This window comes from Calothrix sp. NIES-2100, assembly GCF_963875285.1.
GTDB lineage: Bacteria > Cyanobacteriota > Cyanobacteriia > Cyanobacteriales > Nostocaceae > Aulosira.
Window position 1 is genome coordinate 3,533,842 of sequence record NZ_CAWNLA010000001.1, and the last position, 19,673, is coordinate 3,553,514.

The window sequence follows — 19,673 nt, forward strand, 5'->3', positions numbered from 1 at the left end:
CTCAACAATAGCAATGAAATATTTTTTACTCGGAAGTCCCTAAGTAGTTGCTCCTAATTGATAACCTTGATTTCTCTGTGAGATACTTTTACCCTCTGATAGTATTTATACGGTTTTTTGAACTAAATTTTTATGAAGAATTCACAGAAATTGCGTGAATTACGTAAAGCTTTAGTCAACTAGGGGCTAGGGGAACCAGGACTAGAAGCTAGGGGCTAGGAAAGGTTGACAACTGACAACTGACTATTGACCAATCACAAATTCTTCCATCAAACTAACATCAGCGATCGCAATTTTTATATAAAAATTTGTACCCTTTTTGCAGTGAAAATACGGCAACATGATATAGCTGTCTCGTTCTCTAGAAATTACTGTGTGAAGCTGTTGAAATGAGTCTGAGAGTAAAGCCAAAGTCAAAAAAGTAGGTAGTTGTTTTTCATTTCCGTAAGGATGCGCCTGTATCGAAACCCCAACTCTACCATCAGCTTCTGGAGTTAACGCTACTAAAAGAACTACAGCTTGCTGTTTAAGTTGCAATTGTAAATTTAACAGCTTGGCTTGCTGAACGCTATGAGACTGTGGATAATTTCTCACAGTCGCTAATTCTGGTTCTGGTGCTAAAAATTCTGTCACAGAACGCCATCCCAGCTTGATCGACTCTGTAAAATTATTAGTTAACCAGTGATTAAGATTTACCAACATCTTTCTTGGTGCTGTGGCAGTTCGCTTAATATACAGTTGTTGTCGCCACCGATCATTTCCTAATAATGCTCCCCACTGTGCAAATGGAAGATCCAAACGGGGAGAATAGGGAGATGGCTGACTGATTTGAGCTAAAATAGATGCGGCTGTTTCCTCAGATAATGCAGGTAGAGTTGGAATATTTGCTGTTTCTGCTCCACAAATTTCTTTAGCTACTAAAATAATATCTATATCAGCAATCAATTCGTCACCTTTAATAGTATAGGTGCGATAAATCGGGTCATAGCTACCTTTTTCTTTCAGTGTTTTATGAGTTGTATAACCCCAAATCCGCATCCAGTTTTGTGCTAAATCTATCTGCGCTGCTAAATAATAGTTAGCAGCAAAATTAGGAATATCAACCCATTCTTGCGGTACAGAAAATTCTTCTGTATCAACCGTATCATGAGGAATTAGCACCAGTCTAGTTTGACCAATATTTATGGCGGTTCCATTCACTACTTCCCAAATACTTGCTAATTCTTTAGCATTGGGAAATACATCAGCAGATTCTAATTCCCAATTTTCTTTTAACCACCGGAAAAAGACTTTGAGACAAAGATGATTGATATAAGCATAATGACGAGCAGTTTGATTACTTTGTAAGTGTGTCACGGCTTCTGCTTCTTTGTGTTCTGTTTCTAGAAACTCTAACCACAAGTTTTCGGAAGTGAGAGTTTTTAAATTTTGCCAATTACTATTCATAGTTCAGTTCCTGGAAATTTAAATTTTATCAATACAGTTAGCCTTTCAATGTGGATTCTGTAATACCCTTTATTTTTGAAGCTACGCCAAATTCTCTCCCTACCTCCTTTTTTCGCTTTCTTTGCGTCTTAGCGGTTAGTTTTTATTTCTTGCTCGTTAGCGCATCTTCATACATATTGGTATAACCTGTTATTTCTGCGCCTGGAGTAGTTAAATAAATTATTTTTGAACCGCAGAGGATGCTCCAGAACGCAGAGAGAAGAATTTGAAAGAGTTAAAGATGCCCAGTATACTACTTTTTATCCGCAAAAGGTGCAATCTTTAGCCATTCTTCCATTAAATAATTCACTTGATTACACACTATTCCTTGAGGATTTAAGAATAGGTTTAGGCGATTTTCGATTCGTTGAATCATATCTAATTTCAGGGATTGATGAGATAATAAAAGTTTATCCTCTACTTCTAATAAGGTAAAATTCACTAATTCGGCAATTTGCTCTATCTGCATCTGTTGGAGCCAAAATAGTCGCATCATTTCTCTGGTTTGTAATTCCAGTAATTGAATAGCCTGATCCAGAAATGTATACATTAAATTATGATAAAATACATCTAGATATTCTTGTAAATAAATTTTCAGTTCGTTCAGCTTTTCTGAGTTTAAATCTACTTTTAAAGATGCATTCACCCAAGTTCCTAATTGACTTAATAACTCCAGCAACATTTTTTTGTATCGACGACCGACAGTAGATTGATTAGCAGCCAGTTCGATGCCGATTTTTTCTTGTGATAAATCTAATCCATGCATAAACAATGGAATTCTTTGTTCTTCTGCTTTGAGGCTATCAATTTTGTGATAGATAAATTCTCTTAATTCCTTGACTAAGTCTTCAATTTCATTACGTGAGATCGTATCCTTGGGGATAATTGAATCTTCATCAGGAATTAAATCAACCCATGTTAAGGTTTCCGAATCTTGAGAAATGGGTTCATCTAAGGAAACTTGAGAAAAATCAATGTAATTACGAATTGCTCTGCCAATTTCTTGTAACCATTGCTGAATAACTGTTCCATCTACTGCTTGGTTGTTGGGAGATAATTTAGGTAATTTTTGAGCAAATTGGTGATAACGCTGGAAAATGGCTTCAAAGGCTTGCGGTTGTGGTGAACTAATATTAATAATTCCGGCATCTTTAGCTTCTTGAAAACATTGCCATGCTAAGGTATGATGTGAAATGGTGACTTCATTCAGACCAAGGCGTTTCAAAACTGCGATCGCGCGTGTTTTAGTTACTCTGGATGCTAAACCTAAATCACTTCTTTGAAATGTCCTGAATCCTTCGATTTCTCGCAATTTATCGCAGAGTAATCCCTCAATTCTTTTCCTGAGATATTTTTCTAATTTAAAATACCAAATATTTAATGCTAATTCTTCAAATTCAGTATCTTTAACCAAATTGCCCAGACATTTTTCGGGAGGTAAGGCACTAGTCAAAGCCATTTGAAACACATCCTGAAATAAGGAATCATAATCTAAAGAAACTCTGGTGGAAATTTTGATGATGTTTGTCCTAATTTGAAAAGCGGCTCTATAGCTAAATCTTGCTAAAAAAGCTATCCATACTCTTCTGTTTAACTTATCTTCAGGATATTTCTGGAAATTTTGGAAAATAATTTTGACTAATTCAGGTTTACTGATATTGGGTTTTTGACTAACTATACTATTGATATATTGTTGTAATTTTTGGTCTACCTGCCAAAAAATAAATTTCTGTCCTTTTGCATCTTCTTTTAATAAAGGCAAGGTAAAAAATTCTTGAAATATCATTGTCGCTATCTCCTTTTTTAGCCTTGAGATGAAGGCTATTTAATTAATGATTAATTTTGAATGCCAAGTATGCCTTACTTACTATATTGGGACAGAAGCTAAAAACCATGCACTGTTTTTATTGGGCATTGGGCATTGGGAAGAAAACTCCCCACACTCCCTTGTCCCTCCGAAGTTCTGATCGGAGGAAGCCTCCGCTCAGACTTCTCTCCTTGTCCCCCCTCATCCCCTTAGCCCCTAGCCCCTAATTTCACGACAGCTTAAAAACCTTGTGCCAGAATGATTAGCACGTTGCAATATAGCAACTGTGAATGTCGATAAGGGGCAAGGATGAAAGCACCATTACCTGATGACGAAAAACAGAGAATCGAGTCGCTTTTAGAGTACAAAATCCTTGATACTCCATCGGAAGCTGCCTTTGATGACCTGACTCGTTTAGCATCGTATATTTGTGGAACTCCTATTGCTTTAATCAGCCTAGTTGACACAAATCGTCAGTGGTTCAAGTCAAAAGTCGGGCTGGATGCACTAGAAACGCCAAGAGATATTGCATTTTGTGCCCATGCCATTTTACAACCTGACGTTTTTATTGTGCCTGATGCGACAGATGACGAACGGTTTGCGACCAATCCATTAGTTATTTCTGAGCCGAATGTTCGGTTTTATGCTGGTGTACCCTTAACCAACGCTCTTGGCTATAGTGTGGGAACACTGTGCGTGATCGATCAAATACCCCGAAACCTATCTCCAGAACAGGTGGAAGCATTACGAATTCTAGGGCGCCAAGTAATTAAGCAAATGGAACTGCGGCGGAACTTGGCTAGTTTGGTACTTGTAACTAAAGAACGCAAAGAAAAGCAAAAGCTACGTCAGCAATTCTTTCAAAGGGTTGCTGGCGGTTTTGGATTAGCATCGGTGATTTTAGTCTTGATTGGCGTAGTTTCTGATCACAGTACAAAAGTATTGATTAATACAACTAATCAAGTTAAAAGAACCCAAGAGAAAATTCACCATTTAGAAGAACTGCTATCACACATTAAGGATGCTGAGACTGGACAACGCGGTTACATTCTGACTGGACAACAGAGTTATTTAAAACCATATCAAGTAGCACTGACAAAGGTAAATCCAGAAATTGAGGAACTGAGAAATTTAGCAGCCGCCCAATCGCAACAACAGCAGCGTCTCGATGCACTCAAACTCCTAGTAGATGCAAAATTTACCGAAATCAAGCAAACTATCGACTTGCGCCAGCGTCAGGGATTGGAGGCTGCATTGCAGCTCATCCGCACAAATAAAGGACAAAGTCTCATGGATGATATCCGCAAAGTTATCCGTGAGATGGAAACTGAAGAAAAAGAGTTACTTCAGCAACAGTCCCAAGCTGCAACAGCTAGTGCTAACAATACAATTTGGATAATCGCGATCGCGATCGGCTCAGGTTTTTTGACTCTTGCCGTAGTTTATTACCTAATTTACGGTGAAGTTACGGCACGGAAATTGATCGAGGATACACTCAATGAAGAACGCAACTTTATTTCGGCGGTGCTTGATACAGCCAGCGCCTTAGTCATAGTTCTCGATGCACAAGGGCAAATCGTTCGTTTCAATCAAGCTTGTGAGCAAACCACTGGTTACTCATTTGATGAAGTCAGAGGTAGGTATTTCTGGAATATTTTCGTACTCCCGGAAGAAGTTGAGCCAGCCAAAGCAGTTTTCCAACAGCTACAAAATGGAGTAAGTGCTAAAGACTACGAAAACTACTGGGTAACTAAAGATGGTAGCCGACGGTTGATTGCTTGGTCAAATACTATCTTGAAAGATGAAGAGGGAAACGTTGAATACATTATCGCTACGGGGATTGATATCACTGCACGCAAAAGGGCTGAACAACATCTAGCAGCAGAATATGCCACTACCAGCGCTTTAGCAGAATCGCTGACAATTCAGGAGGCTACTAACAGAATCTTGCAAGGAATTGGCGAGAATTTGATATTAGATTGGGGCGAGATTTGGCTAGTGGATGAATCAGCTAATGTTTTACGCTGTCTCAATACCTGGTACAAAGCATCCTCAAAATTACAAGAGTTTGCAGTTGTCACTCAGCAAATGACTTTTGCTTTGGGTGTAGGACTACCTGGATGTGTCTGGGCTAGTGGTGAACCTGTTTGGCTGAGTGATGTGATGAATGATGACAAGTTTCTGCGAGTAGAAGTTGCAGCGCAATTGGGATTGCACACAGCTTTTGCTTTTCCGATTTGTAGCGGGAATCAAACTATTGGGGTGATGGCATTTTTTCAGCAAAGAATTCAACCACAAGACGCAGATTTGCTGCGAATCATGACATCACTTGGTAATCAAGTAGGTCAGTTTATCAAACGTAAACAAGCAGAAGAACAACTTTTAGAAAGTCAAAATCGCCTGCAACTAGTTAACAATATATTGACTGAAAGTGAACAACGTTGGCAATTAGCTTTGCGTGGCAACAGTGATGGTATTTGGGATTGGAACGTTAAAACTAATGAGGTTTTTTTCTCTACTCGTTGGAAAGAAATGCTGGGTTACGCAGAGCAGGAAATTTCTCACCATGTAGAAGAATGGTCAAAGCGAGTGCATCCAGATGATTTAGCCTGGGTAACACAACTAATCCAAGATCACTTTGCTAAAAAAACGCCATTTTATATCAGTGAGCATCGAATGCTTTGTAAAGACGGCACATATAAATGGATTTTAGATCGGGGTCAAGCACTTTGGGATGAAGCAGGCAACCCAGTACGCATGGCAGGTTCCCATACAGATATTACTGAGCGTAAGCGGGTAGAAGAATCACTAGAAAGAGAACGGCGACAACTCCAGGAAATTATCACCTCTGCACCTGTAGCAATGGCTATGTTTGATACCGAAATGCGTTATCTGGCTTATAGCAATAAGTGGCTTACAGATTACGGTATTCAAGAGCAATCTATTATTAATCGCAGCCATTATGAAGTGTTTCCAGATATCCCTGAACATTGGAAAGCTATTCATCAGCTAGCTCTACAAGGTGAGGCTATCTCTAACCCAGAAGATGTATTTTATCGGGAAAATGGCTCGAAAATTTATCTACGTTGGGCAATTCACCCTTGGCTAAATCACAATGACCAAGTGGGTGGGATAATTATGGTGACTGACGTAATTAATGAGTTAGTAGAAGCACGAGAAGCGGCGGTGGAAGCTTCACAATTTAAGTCTCGATTCCTCGCTAATATGAGCCATGAAATTCGCACTCCCATGAATGCAGTGTTGGGGATGACTGGTTTGTTGTTAGAAACTACACTCAACTCTGAACAAAGAGATTTTGTAGAAACTATTCGCATTAGTGGCGATGCATTGTTATCCCTGATCAACGAAATTTTGGATTTATCCAAACTAGAGGCTGGGGAAATGATGCTGGAAATTCTCGAGTTTGATTTATCAACTTGTTTTGAAGAAGTTTTAGATTTGTTAGCTCCCCAAGCCCACAATAAAGGATTGGAAATTGCCGCCTTAATTTATCGCAACGTTCCCACGCAACTATTGGGGGATGCTAGCCGTCTGCGACAAATTTTGGTGAACCTAATTAGCAATGCGATTAAGTTTAGCAGCAGCGGTGAGGTTGTAGTACGAGCAGAATTGCGAACGCATTCCTCCACTACAGCCACTATTCGCTTTACTGTCACAGATACAGGTGTTGGGATTGCGCCTGAAGATCAAGGTAAACTCTTTACACCATTTATCCAGGTGGATGCTTCTACTACCCGCAAATATGGCGGTACAGGTTTGGGATTAGCGATTTGCAAACAACTGGTAACTTTGATGGGAGGAGAAATTGGCGTAGAAAGTCAGATAGGGGAAGGCTCGAAATTTTGGTTTGAAATGACTTTTGCTAAGCAACAAAAGCCTAATTCTGTAATTCGCGATCGCGGAGTGTTAAACAATCGCCGTTTATTAGTAGTAGATGATAATGCTACTAACCGGAAAATTATCTACCATCAAGCTACCCGTTGGGGAATGAGAGTAGATACCGCTGACTGTGCGGCGGCGGGAATTATTGCTCTAGAACAAGCTTGTGAGCAGAAACAACCCTATGATATCGCTTTGATTGATATGCAAATGCCCGATACCGATGGTATAACTCTAGGCACACAAATTAAAGCCAATTCTGCGATCGCTAATATACCGTTGATTATGCTCACCTCTAGTAATTTACGCGATGAAGTACAACAGGCGCAGCAAATAGGATTTGCTGCTTATTTAGTTAAACCCGTTAAACCATCTCGCCTCCTCGATACTATTATGACTAACTTAGAAACTCAGCCAAAACCAGATAATTCTGATGCTTTAAGTGTGACAAACTTTTCTAAATGTCCCCGGATCACCCAGACAAATAACTCTGATAAATCCCCGTTAAGAATTATCCTAGCCGAAGATAATTTGGTAAATCAAAAAGTCGCCCTAAAACAGCTACAAAGCTTAGGTTACAGTGCCGATGTTGCTGCCAATGGTCAAGAAGTATTGCAGCTATTAGCAACAATTCCCTACGACTTGATTCTCATGGATTGCCAAATGCCAATTCTCGATGGTTTAGATACCACAAAAGAAATTCATCGTTGGCAAGAAAGCGCTTTTGCTAGTCGTCGCCGTCCTGTGGTAGTTGCCATGACTGCTAATGCCATGAAAGAAGACAAACAAATGTGTCTAGATGCAGGTATGGATGACTATTTAAGCAAACCAGTGATCAAAGAAAAATTAGCAGCAGTACTAAAGCATTGGGAAAGCGAAATCTTAAAAACACAGGCAGCAAAGCCAACAACAACAGATAATGATCTACCAAATCTAGCTATAAATTGGGAATACTTGCATCAACTCTCAGAAAATAATCCAGAATTTGAATTTGAGCTATTACAAATCTTTGTTGAAGATAGCAAATTTCATTTAGAATTAACCAAAGCAGCCATCGATAATAATGATTTTCAGCGAGTTGCACAGGAAGCTCATCATCTCAAAGGTGCTAGTGCTAATGTGGGAGCGACAACGATGCAACAAGCCGCAGAGCAATTAGAACAATTAGCTCATCAGCAAGAGCGTAGAGGTACTGCTAAGTTAATTAATGAGTTAGCAGAATTCATCAACCAAATTCAAGCTTTTTTAATAGCTATTCAAAATCAATAATATTTACTGATAAATAAACAGTAACGATTATCTGCTGTTTGTTCATAACTCAACTTATCAGCGAGCGTTGCCATAATTTTTAATCCTCGTCCTCGCGCTGCTTCATTTTCCTCAAATTCTGACACATTTTGTAATTTCTGCTCTAAGTTAAAAGCTACACCTTGCGACCATATCCGAATTTCTATGCGTTCCCTTAACCGCACAGCTTCCAATTCAATTGGCGTTTGAATTGGTAAATTGACATGTGCATGTTCTACAATATTAGCGAAGCCTTCTATCAGCAATGTTTGACATTCCCACCAGACTTTTTTATCAGGAAGAGGAGGATTATTTATCTGCTCAAACCATGTTAAAACTTTTGAAGATTCTTTGAGGTCTGTATTGACTTGGAGAAAGATTTTGGTACTCATATTCCCTAATATAAAAACTTGATTAATGGAAATTTTTCAATAAATATAATTAATTTAATGTAATTTTTGGATTATACATCTTGTTGGCTAGATATACGCGGTTATATTATGCTAACAAATGTGTTAATTTATAACTATTGATAGCCGAATATAAGTGAAAATTAATCAATGTATTTATGTTAAAAATCCTGATTATTGATGATGACCCGATAGTACGTACAGTACTCAAAAGAACACTGCTAAACCAAGGTTATGATACTACCACAGCCAGCGATGGTGAGGAAGGAATTATCTTAGCAAAAAGCTTACATCCAGCGCTAATTATCTGTGATTGGATGATGTCGAAACTCGACGGATTAGAAGTCTGTCGTCGCATTAAAGCCGATCCAGAATTGGCAACTACTTTTTTCATTTTGTTGACTGCTAAAGGCGCAGCACCAGGAGAGGAAAAAGATAGAGTTCAGGGATTAGATGCAGGTGCAGATGAATTTGTCTCCAAGCCAATAGAGATGAATGAATTAAAAGCGAGAGTCAGAGCAGGGTTAAGGTTACACCAACTCAATCAAGATTTACAAACTCAAAAGCAAGCTTTAGAGCAACTTAATCAAAATTTGCAAACTCAAAAGCAAATTTTAGAAGCCGAATTAGCTGAAGCAGCCGATTATGTGCGATCGCTTTTACCGCCATCTTTGTCCGGAAAAGTCACTATAGAAGCGCTGTTTATTCCTTCAACCCAATTAGGAGGCGATTGCTTTGACTATCACTGGCTGGATGATGAGCATTTAGCAATTTATCTGTTGGATGTATCAGGACATGGAGTTGGTTCAGCGCTATTATCTGTATCTGTGCTGAATGTGTTGCGATCGCAATCTCTACCTAACACTAATTTTTGTCAACCTAGTCAAGTCCTCAAAGCTCTTAATCAAGCTTTTCAGATGAGCCACCACGGTGAGAAATACTTTACCATCTGGTATGGAGTTTATCACCTCCCTCAACGTCAACTTGTTTACGCCAGTGCTGGACATCCTCCGGCTGTACTGATATCGGGTAAAGATAAAACAGACATCGATGTGAGACAGCTAGGTTCTTTAGATTTACCAATTGGTTTCTTAGCTGATATCTACTTCGAGGATGCGGCTTTGGACATCTCCACCAACAGTACTTTATTCATTTTTAGTGATGGTGCTTATGAAATCCATCAGCCAGATGGTAAGATTTGGGGACTCAATGCCTTGATTGATTTGCTAATAAATTCTAGCAATATCAATACCAGTCAACTCAAGCAAGTTTTAGCGCACATTATGTCCTTAAATGCTCAAGAACATCTGGATGATGACTTATCTTTGCTGAAGGTTAACTTTGGTTAGTCGCGCAAAGGTACGTAATTGTTTACTGTACTGAAAGTACTTGGCGTTTGAAGTCTTCCCGATCCACAAAGTTTTGAATAATTCTATCTAGTTTAGTCAGTTCAAATAACATTTTGACTTGAGCGCTAGCAGAACAGACAAAGAGTTTTGCATTTGCATTGCGCACTGTTTGCATAGACGATACTAAAGCACCTAAACCAGAACTATCAATAAAGTTTACATCTTTCAAGTCAATCAATAAAACATCAAATTTTTGTTGTTGCGCTATCAAATCACTAACATCACGCCGCAACTGATTACCTCTATCAGCATTTAAAATACCAGATAGTTCTATTGTTGTCACTGTAACTGCCATATCTACATTGACCTATTATTTTGGTGGTTGATTATACATCGCTATTCTGGCATTGACATCATGAAAACTGCAAGATGTTTTTATTAAGATCCCCGACTTCTTCAAGAAGTCGGGGATCTGGTAGCGAGTGATGAGCAGATCTCAAGCGTCTTGTGGTGGCTGCCAAAAAGCAGCATGGATAATAGACCACAGAAGTAATAAGTTATATGTAGCCCAAGCACCATTAAGTAAGTGTACCCAAGGGTCATGTAAATTACCAATTGCAAAGCGATAGAGGCTCCAAATCATGCCTAAAATCGTCAAAGTAAATATCACCAGTTGTGGCCAAACTAGCTGAAAATAAATACCTGATTGACGCTGTTTAGGTGTAACTTGAAACTTGATTGATCTACCGGAAATGACACTCCATACTGCTTGGATTAAGAGAGGAAAGAGAGCGATCGCATATTGTTCAGAACGCCATATTTCCCTAGCCGGAATTCCCCAGCCAGCAATCAAAAATGTCAATCTATTGAGAAGAAAAGCCGGAAAGAAGTGTAAGGCAAATTCATATCCATAGGTTTTAACTGGAATGAGTCCTGTAAAAAAATAGATAATTGGACAACAGATAAAAATCACAGTAGCAAAACCAGAAAAATAGCTATACATTGTCTTGAAATAGTGCAGCCGTTGCCAAAAACTTAAGCCTGGTTTACTCAAGGGATTTTCGCGTACTAATACTTGAATAGTTCCTTGTGCCCAGCGTAACTTTTGTTTGAGTGTAGAACTCAAATCATCTGGGGCTAAACCTTCTGCCAATAGTTCATGATGATAAACAGATTGCCACCCAGCACTATGCAGACGCATGGCTGTATTCATATCTTCGGTAATACTGTTGCTAGATACGCCACCAATTAATTCAAATTCGTCTAAGCGTTTTTCATCTTTGGCATACTCATCTACAAAGTATTGTAGTCCAACACTAATCAGTGCCTCTCTTCGCAATATGGCATTTGTTCCTGTATAGAAAGCGGCATTCATGCCATCTTTACCTTGTTGTAACGGCCCGTAAAATAAATTGGCTCGATGTCCAAAGGGATCGCCAGCAGGAATATTATAAAAATCCTGGGGTGTTTGCACAAACGCGATTTTATTTTGTTCATATTGCCCAACAAACAAATTGTAGTTATAAAAATATGGTAATACTCGCTTGAGAAACTGTGGTTTAGGAATATGATCTGCATCTAAAGTCAGAATAAATTCCCCAGAAGTTTCTCCAGAAAAAATTGCGTAATTGAGATTACCTGCTTTGGCATGATGAGGTACACCTGGTTGTTTGGGGCGGGCAATATAACGTAATCGGGAAAGAGAAACTAGTTCTAATGATTTTTGGTGAATAGCTTGTTCTAATAATTGCTGCTCAGTAACTATACGTTCATCAAGATTTTGGGGATGAGGATTTAACCAAAGTAGAAACTGTCGCAAACTATATACAAATTTTGTATCCGTATATTCCTCAATGTTGACATTTTCTGCTTGGAGGTTTTGCAGCCATTGTTCAGCATCTATCAAAGTCGGTTTGAGATTTTCTAAATCGTGCGATCGCTTCATCAAATCAGCAAGTTCGCTATCAATTCGATTCACCTCCTGTTGTAATAGCGGTGACTGTAAATCCTCAATCCCTAGCTTTTCTGACATAGCTCGCATCTGGGAAGAATTGCCATCATCTAATATATAAACTCGCAGCTTAGTTGGAGGATAATCTATGGCGAGGGCGGCTCTGGCAGTTTGTTCAACAATTTCTGGTGGCTCGTTGTAGCAGGCTATAAATACATCTACAGTTGGCCAATGAGACTTTAATAAAGGAGGTGTTAGATACTCAAGTGATTTAATCTGCCTCTCTAGGGGTCGCCATAATCCAATCACAAACATCATCCCGCCGATATAGCTATAAATTTCTGCTATCAGCAACGGAATTGCCAACCAAAGTAAATCAAAGTTGATGGAATGAGTGATGCGCCAATATATATACCAAGCACCAAAAATTAAATTAATTTCTGCTAAATAGCGAAAGAGTAAGGTTCTTTTTTTCAGACTCGAACGGCTATTACCAGAAAAGTTAGGTGAATTATTAACCACAGATACTGAAGTCATTGTATTACCAAAAATAAAATTAAAAAATTAACGGACGTTTGTTTCTTGCTTGGTAAAGCAGGCTTTCTAAAATAACTGCGTTAGTATTAACATCTAATGAATTATTAATACCTAGTTGGGAATTTTCATAGCGCCCAGAAAAATAACCGTTATTTTTACTAGTTAAATCCTGAACAAAGTTTCGCAACCTTTGACTATAAGGTTCATCTGGCATTAATGCATACCAAGAAAATGCCGCTTTGGTGCTAAGAAATCGCAGATGGGGATAGGTTTTTTCTCTCACACTAGTAGCTTGCCAAGGTTGACCATTGGCGTAGACACTGTAATACAAGAAATAAGGAGGACGATCTAAAGAATCTTCATTGACAGCAGTTAAAATTCCAGTCCGCTTAAACCTTTGTGCTTGCACTTGGAAGAGATTTTGCACTTGAGGTTTGACGGTATCCGGCCAACCCATTTCTAAACCCCAAAGCACATAAGGGTCATTTGTTAAGTAGTTGGTAGCTCCAGAATTTTTTAAATTGCGCTGATCGATTAACAGAGTAATACCATCTACTTGTACTGTCTGTACTGGGGGATGAGAAAGAGCTTTTAGGGCGTGAAGATTCCACAGCTTTAAACTATAGGCGGCGTATTGTTCGTAGCCTAAACGCCCTTCTTGGACTTCTCGAAATTTGCCCCCTGAGTCAGGAATAGCACCATTTAACCAACCATCTTTGATTAGTTTTGCTAAATTCCAGCGAGCGACAATGCGGTTAATGCGAGAGCTATATTCTGGATAATGCGATCGCATCACATACAATCCCAACAAAAATCGCCCCATGTCTAAAGCTGACCAACCACTAAGACCCTTGGGGTCAGGTTTGTTATTGAGTTGACGCATTTGGGCAGTATCAGTGCTATAAGCTTTGTTGGGTAAACCCGTTTGCGGTATCGGTAATTTTTCTAATGTGTTAAGTAATGTGTGCATTCGCTGCTGAAACACATCTTTTGGCAATAGCCTTAACTGGTAAGCCGCATGAATACCTAGTAAAGCACTACCCTGATCCCACCAAGTAGTCCAAGGAAAATTATCTCCGGAATTCACTAAACCCGTTTGCGGATTCCAGTTACGCTCAAAATACTTCCAGGCTTGTTGGGCAGCAATTTGATCGGCTTTTTGCGTTAATCGTGGTGGAGACGTTATTGCAGGCGGAATTGTTGTTGGTTTTGGTATAGGTGGAGGAACAGCAGGAGTTGGAGATGAAGGTACAGATGCGGGTGTGGGCAAATCTAAGTCAGGATTAAAGTTATCGGGCGCAGCAATTAATTGATGATGTTGTTCAAAACCAGTTTCCCTCAAACGAAAATTAATATTTATATCAGCACATTCTCCTACCTTGTGACTAAGACAAACTAGGGTTTCCTGATTAATAGTTGCATATAACATTGTTGGCATAAGCACACTTGTTATCATCTCTGTCATCGCTGTTGCAATAATTTGCATTGACCTAAGAGTAAGTATTCCCTAGTGAAATTCATAACTAACAGTCCAGTGGTTCATCGCATTAATATTTGACCTCAGCTCCAAGCTCTTTACTCTGTGTTCTCTGTCTTGAAAAGTTCTGATCGGACTTTTCGCTGTGCCCTCTGCGGTTAAAAAATCATTTTTTACTAACCACAGAGAACGCAGAGAACACAGAGGGTAAAAGATGAGCATTTGGTTTGATTAGCAAGGAATTTAGACACCTTAGCTCTTCGTAGGAGAGATTCGCTGGGTGGGTGTTCGCCGAATTCACTTACTCAATCATTTTGAAACTCTGGTATTTTCGCCATCAGATACCCAGTAATTTCCATAACTATCAGAAATCAACCTAGCTGTTGATTTAGCAATCCTAGGTAAACCGCGCCCAGAATTTCCTTGGGTGACAGCCTCCCACCAAGGAGATTTCATCGCCGTAGGACGAATTAACGGTTGGCGATTCATGAGTGTGTATAGCAAGGATTGCAAAATCATACTGTTGGTGCTTCCAGTGAAACCAACTGCGGTTTTACCTGTGGTTTCATAAAAGCCTTCATAAAAACCTGCTAAAGGGTTATATAAGTCAGTTGTTCCTTGCAGTAACTTTTGGCTATATTGATTTTCTGGCAGCAGCGCATAATAGGCAAAAGCTACTGCTGTACTCACCATTCGTTGGGGTACAGTCTGTGCGTCATCCCCCAAAGCACCCACAACTACCCAAGGTTTGTCCTGTGCAGTAATTGTGCTGTGGACGGTGTAAGGCTTGCGATCTATTAAGGTAGTAGCTGAGGCTGTCAAAATACCTGTGCGACGGTAACGTTCGGCTTGCGCTTGGAAAATTGGCTCAAAGAGCGATCGCATTTTTGGATCTAGTCCAAACTCTAAGGCATACAGTAAGAAAGGATTGCTAACTGTGTATTGGTTAACTTTGGAGTTAGTATCTGGACGCTGGCGTTGGATTGGGACTTTCACCCCTTCCACCAAAGTCGTTTGATATTCACCCCCAACAACAGAACCCGCAACATCAAAACCCCATAATTGAAAAGCACGCGCCGCATATTCTTCATAACCCAAGCGGGTTTCTGGGTTGACGCGGGTGAGGGTTCGCCCTTGTTGATCTTTGGCGGTTGTCGCGCTAGAGAGAATCCCATCCCGCACTACCCGGAGATACGACCAATCCAAGACAATTTGATCAACTGCTTTTGTATATTCTGGATAATAGCTTTTCAAATTGTACAGCGCTGCTAACATCCTGCCTAAATCTAAAGCTGACCAGCCATTACCTTCAGGAACTGGGTTACCACCGTAATCTATTGGTTGGAGCGATCGCGTATCGTAACCCCGATTCGGCAATTCTCCAGCAAACAACGGTAGCTTGGCTATAGCTGCTAACAGATGGCGGGTGCGCTGATCGAATTCTTTAGCGGAAATAATATCGAGCGATCGCGCTGCATGAAGCGCTGCGAGATAATCTCCTAATCCCCAAACAGTTGCTCCTTTAAAATCACTGCGATCGTCAATTAGCCCACTTTGAGAATGATAATTTGCTTGAAAATATCTCCATGCGGCTTCTGCATAGCGCCGTTCAATTACCGTTAAGGGTCGAGCTAATTTCAGGTTAGATAATGATTCTGGACTCCCAACTGGTGGAATCGGCGCAACAGCCACCTCAACCACCTTGGGAGTATTCCCAGGGGTTGGAGTTGGAGCCGGAACGCTAGAATTTGCTGGAGGCGTTGGTGTCGCCACCGGAACGCTAGAATTTGCTGGCGGGGTTGGTGTCGCCGCTGGAACGCTAGAATTTGCTGGCGGAGTTGGAGTCGAATTATTGTTACTAGGGGGTTTGGTTGGTGTATTCGTAGCAGCAGATGCAATTAAAGGGCGATTCCCCCTGGCTTTGTAGTATAAAATCTCCAAAATTAGCCCGTTAGTATTGCCGGTTAAAACCTTATTCGGCTGCTTCGATTCCTCATAAATCCCAGTATAGTAACCACCGTCATCAGGACTGCGCAGATCCTTAACTGCATCAAACAGCTTTTGCGCATAAGCATTGTCTGGGAAAAGATACCGCCAACCAAAAGCTGCTTTTGTACTAATGCTGCGAAACTGCGGGTAAGGTTGGTTGTTATCTGTAATTGTTGCCCAAGCGTTACCGTTAGCGTAAACAGTATTGTAAAGAAAATAGGGTGCTTGGTCGATGTTATCTTCTGTGACCGCAGTCAACTGACCTGTAGCATCGTAACGCCGCTTCTGCACTTCTAAAACCCTAGCCGCAAAATCTGCTAACTCACCTTGCAAGCCAAATTCGATACCATCAAGGATGTAAGATTCACTGACAACGTAATTATTTGCGTTAGTGCTTTGAAAATCGCGGGTATCAACAGGAATTTGCACGCCATTAATTTCCACCATCTTATATGGTTCCAAGGCGATCGCTTTTGGTGCAGAAAAACCCCAAAGTTGATAACCTCTAGCGCCGTATTCTTCGTAGCCGAGTCGTCCTTCTTGTACCAGTAATGTTTTATTATCTGGAAGAACCATCGCACCAAACAGTTGTTCATCTTTGAGCGATCGCCCAACCTGCCACTTGGCTACAATCCCTTTCAGCCAATCATTATATTGCGGGTAACAAGTGCGAATCACATCAAACGCCGCCAGTATCCGACCGATATCTAAAGCAGACCAACCAATACCGCGATCGCTCTTATTGTTACCATAATCAACTATCTCTGCCGTAGCTGCGTTGTAGACTTTATTAGGCAAAGCATCTTCAAATAGCTTCAGGCTGCTAAGAGTCGTCAAAAACTTGTTGAGGCGGTTATCAAAATCTTTTTGGTCAGTGAGATTCAACCATCGCGCCGCATTCAACGCCATCAAGTAATTCCCCATATCCCAGAGCGTACCGGAAGGATAACCCCCAGTAGAATTGGTAAATCCCGTTGCTGGCTGATAATTTTTGACAAAATATTGCCAAGCCGCACGAGCATAAGTTTGTTCTTCCGGCGTGAGTGGAGCAGTAATATTACTACAGCTACTGGAATTTTGAGATAAGACTGGCGTTGGAATGTAAAACAACAGTTGCAGAAATGTCCCAACCAGGAACAATGCAATCCATCTCAACAGCTTTTGCTGATGGTGCTTGTATAGCATATACGAAGAAAGAGTTAGGAGTGTCGTAACCCGTCTGTACAGTTATATCCGTAAATCGAGCTTTATTGATGTTTCCTAGTAACTCCTGCATCTTGCGGATATTCATGCTGCTTGAGATCTTGGTTAGAGCATAGTATTAAATTTTGGCGTTGCATAAATACGGCATGTATTGGCGGTCGAAACCATTGAAAATTCGTTCCAAATTGGGCGAAATCTTCCCATGATTCAGCAACGCCTAAATTTTTGTTAGCATTCAGTATTAAGTTGTTTACTCAATCTCTGCTGTAAATGGAAGTCAAAGATTTAGCTGGCATTAGTGAGCCACTCAAGAGACTGATTGAAGTGATAGCTGAAGGGATCGGAGCAGTTTCACGCCCATACCTGATCAAGAAAAATGCTGAAGCTAAAGCTTACGAAATACGAGTTATTTCCGAAGCTATGGCTGAGAACCGCAAGTTGCTTGGTGGTGCTGATTATGAGGATGGAAAAATTAAGATGTTGGCATCGTCTGAAACACCTAGCCAGATCCTCTCACTTCCTGAGCGTGTGACAAGCCGTAGTGAATACCAGGAGTTACGAAAGCAGCAGAATATAGAATCCATATGTGCAAACGCTGCTGAGGAACTAGCAAACAAAAGTGAGATCCCAGAAAATAAGCCAGAACCAGAATGGATTAATCATTTTTTCGACATAGCAGAGAAAATTTCGACAGAAGATCTCCAATACTGGTGGGGAAAAATCCTGGCTGGGGAGATTACAGAACCAGGTTCTTTCTCGCTGCGGACTCTTGAGACAGTGAAAAATCTTTCACGACAAGAAGCAGAAAACTTTGTCAAACTAGTGCAATATGTTTTAAATAATAGGAAAATAGCTTTTTACCTTGATCCACAGGAATATATCTTTAAAAAAAACAATACGATTACTTTTCCTGAAATTCTTAGTTTAAGAGAAGCTGGTCTTATAACTGATAGTGATTTTATAAATTTTTCTTTTGAGGCTTCCATCTCAGGCACTACATCTCGATTATTCTACTCCTCTTTGGTTCTCTTATTTGAAAGAGAGAAAGATACACCTAAAATCGAAAATAAAGTTGGGCTGTTAACAAAAGCAGGTACAGAATTGTTGAAACTTATATCAGGCTCAACTGATATGGAATATATAAAATTCGTTGCCCAAAAATTGAAGCGAGATGGTATGAAAGTAGCTTGGGCACCTATCGCTAAAGATGATGGTGAATTAATATATATAGGAGACAAAACATATCTCGATACTGAGGAGTCAGCTTAGTTATGTTGAAATGATTATGCACATAGCATAACAATCAGCGATCACTCTTCGTGATACTAGCATTTCAACAGTGATAGCGATCGCTCACGTAGAGAAAGCAAACAGAGAAAACTGTCTGATTGCGATCGCCAGCCAGCATAACAACAGCGTCAGATCTCAGATAAAATCCTCAGCTGGCTGTAGATTAAGATAAATGTATTGACTGGCAGCCAGTTGCCTGAATTTGTTATGGCATTAAGTAGGTAGATATAATTAACTATGATCAAATCTCAAATTTTAGAAGCAATCAAGCAAATGCCGAATGTCGAACGGCTAGAGGTGATTGAATTTGCACTGCGTTTGGTGCGCGAAGACATGGAGAAACCCGAAAAACTTAGCTTGATGGCTGCTGCTGAAATCATGAATCCCTACTACGCAGAAGGCAGTGACCTAACTGAGTTTGTTGATACTTGTAATGAAGACTTTTACGAATATCATGACTATGCGTAGAGGTCAAATCTGGCTTTATCGTGCCGATCCCACCGTTGGCGATGAAATTGGTAAAACTCGCCCTTGTGTGATTGTCAGCAACGATCAGATCGGGGTTCTCCGGTTGAAAATCGTTGTACCCATTACAGCCTGGAATGAAGCATTTGCCCAGATTCCCTGGATGGTCAAGGTTGAACCTATACCAGACAATGGATTGAGCAAATTGTCAGCTGCAGATGCGTTTCAGGTACGTTCTGTTTCCCAGCAAAGACTGATCGGGCAAGTGGGAACCTTGGCTGATGAGACAATGCAAGGAATTAGCCAAGCTTTAGCCCTTGTTTTGAACATTAACAGCTAAATGTAGTGAATATAACAACTCTGTGACAGCGGACGCGAAAATTTGTCTGCCGCTGCTGAAAACAAGCGTTACCAAAAGTTTACCAACACTAGACTACAGCTAACGATCGCAGCAATGGGCGATCGCTCACACGATATAAGGTAGCTATAAATAATTAGTTTTACATATCTCGACGATGTCCAA

At 40.3% G+C, this 19,673-nt stretch carries 12 protein-coding genes; 5 read left to right on the forward strand and 7 right to left on the reverse strand.

Annotated features, from left to right (window positions below):
- Window positions 1-243: 243 nt before the first annotated feature.
- Window positions 244-1,446 carry a DUF1822 family protein gene (locus AACU32_RS14660; RefSeq protein WP_096600619.1) on the reverse strand — a complete coding sequence of 401 codons (1,203 nt, stop codon included), beginning with the start codon at window positions 1,444-1,446 and terminating at the stop codon, window positions 244-246.
- A 292-nt stretch (window positions 1,447-1,738) separates the two neighbouring features.
- Window positions 1,739-3,271, reverse strand: coding sequence for a hypothetical protein (locus AACU32_RS14665; RefSeq protein ID WP_096600621.1), 1,533 nt, complete (start codon window positions 3,269-3,271; stop codon window positions 1,739-1,741).
- Window positions 3,272-3,601: 330 nt separating this feature from the next.
- Here AACU32_RS14665 and AACU32_RS14670 point away from each other — a divergent pair, with 330 nt between their 5' ends.
- Window positions 3,602-8,461: a PAS domain S-box protein gene (locus AACU32_RS14670; protein ID WP_339377894.1), complete on the forward strand. Its 4,860-nt coding sequence runs from the start codon at window positions 3,602-3,604 to the stop codon at window positions 8,459-8,461.
- On the opposite strand, the gene AACU32_RS14675 is transcribed toward AACU32_RS14670, so the two are convergent.
- A complete protein-coding gene (locus AACU32_RS14675) occupies window positions 8,455-8,871 on the reverse strand; it encodes an ATP-binding protein (RefSeq protein WP_096600623.1) in 417 nt (138 codons plus the stop codon). The two genes, AACU32_RS14670 and AACU32_RS14675, sit on opposite strands and share 7 nt — an antisense overlap.
- Window positions 8,872-9,047: 176 nt before the next feature.
- Between AACU32_RS14675 and AACU32_RS14680 the strand changes: the two genes are divergently transcribed.
- Window positions 9,048-10,238 (forward strand): SpoIIE family protein phosphatase, encoded by a 1,191-nt coding sequence (locus AACU32_RS14680; RefSeq protein ID WP_096600625.1) that lies wholly within the window; start codon window positions 9,048-9,050, stop codon window positions 10,236-10,238.
- Between the two features lie 22 nt (window positions 10,239-10,260).
- On the opposite strand, the gene AACU32_RS14685 is transcribed toward AACU32_RS14680, so the two are convergent.
- The 4 genes from AACU32_RS14685 to AACU32_RS14700 form a co-directional block, all read right to left on the reverse strand.
- Window positions 10,261-10,593, reverse strand: a complete 333-nt coding sequence (locus AACU32_RS14685) for an STAS domain-containing protein (RefSeq protein WP_096600627.1) — start codon at window positions 10,591-10,593, stop codon at window positions 10,261-10,263.
- A gap of 141 nt (window positions 10,594-10,734) precedes the next feature.
- Complete coding sequence (locus AACU32_RS14690) at window positions 10,735-12,726, reverse strand: glycosyltransferase family 2 protein (RefSeq protein WP_096600629.1); 1,992 nt, start codon at window positions 12,724-12,726, stop codon at window positions 10,735-10,737.
- 19 nt (window positions 12,727-12,745) lie between these two features.
- On the reverse strand, window positions 12,746-14,164 hold the full coding sequence (locus AACU32_RS14695; protein ID WP_096608017.1) for a DUF3131 domain-containing protein: 1,419 nt from the start codon (window positions 14,162-14,164) through the stop codon (window positions 12,746-12,748).
- Window positions 14,165-14,512: 348 nt separating this feature from the next.
- On the reverse strand, window positions 14,513-17,377 hold the full coding sequence (locus AACU32_RS14700; RefSeq protein WP_096600631.1) for a DUF3131 domain-containing protein: 2,865 nt from the start codon (window positions 17,375-17,377) through the stop codon (window positions 14,513-14,515).
- 288 nt (window positions 17,378-17,665) lie between these two features.
- Here AACU32_RS14700 and AACU32_RS14705 point away from each other — a divergent pair, with 288 nt between their 5' ends.
- The 3 genes from AACU32_RS14705 (at window position 17,666) to AACU32_RS14715 (ending at window position 19,490) form a co-directional block, all read left to right on the forward strand.
- Window positions 17,666-18,664: a DUF2806 domain-containing protein gene (locus AACU32_RS14705; protein ID WP_096600633.1), complete on the forward strand. Its 999-nt coding sequence runs from the start codon at window positions 17,666-17,668 to the stop codon at window positions 18,662-18,664.
- Window positions 18,665-18,922: 258 nt separating this feature from the next.
- Window positions 18,923-19,153: a hypothetical protein gene (locus AACU32_RS14710; protein ID WP_096600635.1), complete on the forward strand. Its 231-nt coding sequence runs from the start codon at window positions 18,923-18,925 to the stop codon at window positions 19,151-19,153.
- Window positions 19,140-19,490, forward strand: coding sequence for a type II toxin-antitoxin system PemK/MazF family toxin (locus AACU32_RS14715; RefSeq protein WP_339377896.1), 351 nt, complete (start codon window positions 19,140-19,142; stop codon window positions 19,488-19,490). Before AACU32_RS14710 ends, AACU32_RS14715 begins: the two co-directional genes overlap by 14 nt.
- Window positions 19,491-19,673 lie beyond the last annotated feature (183 nt).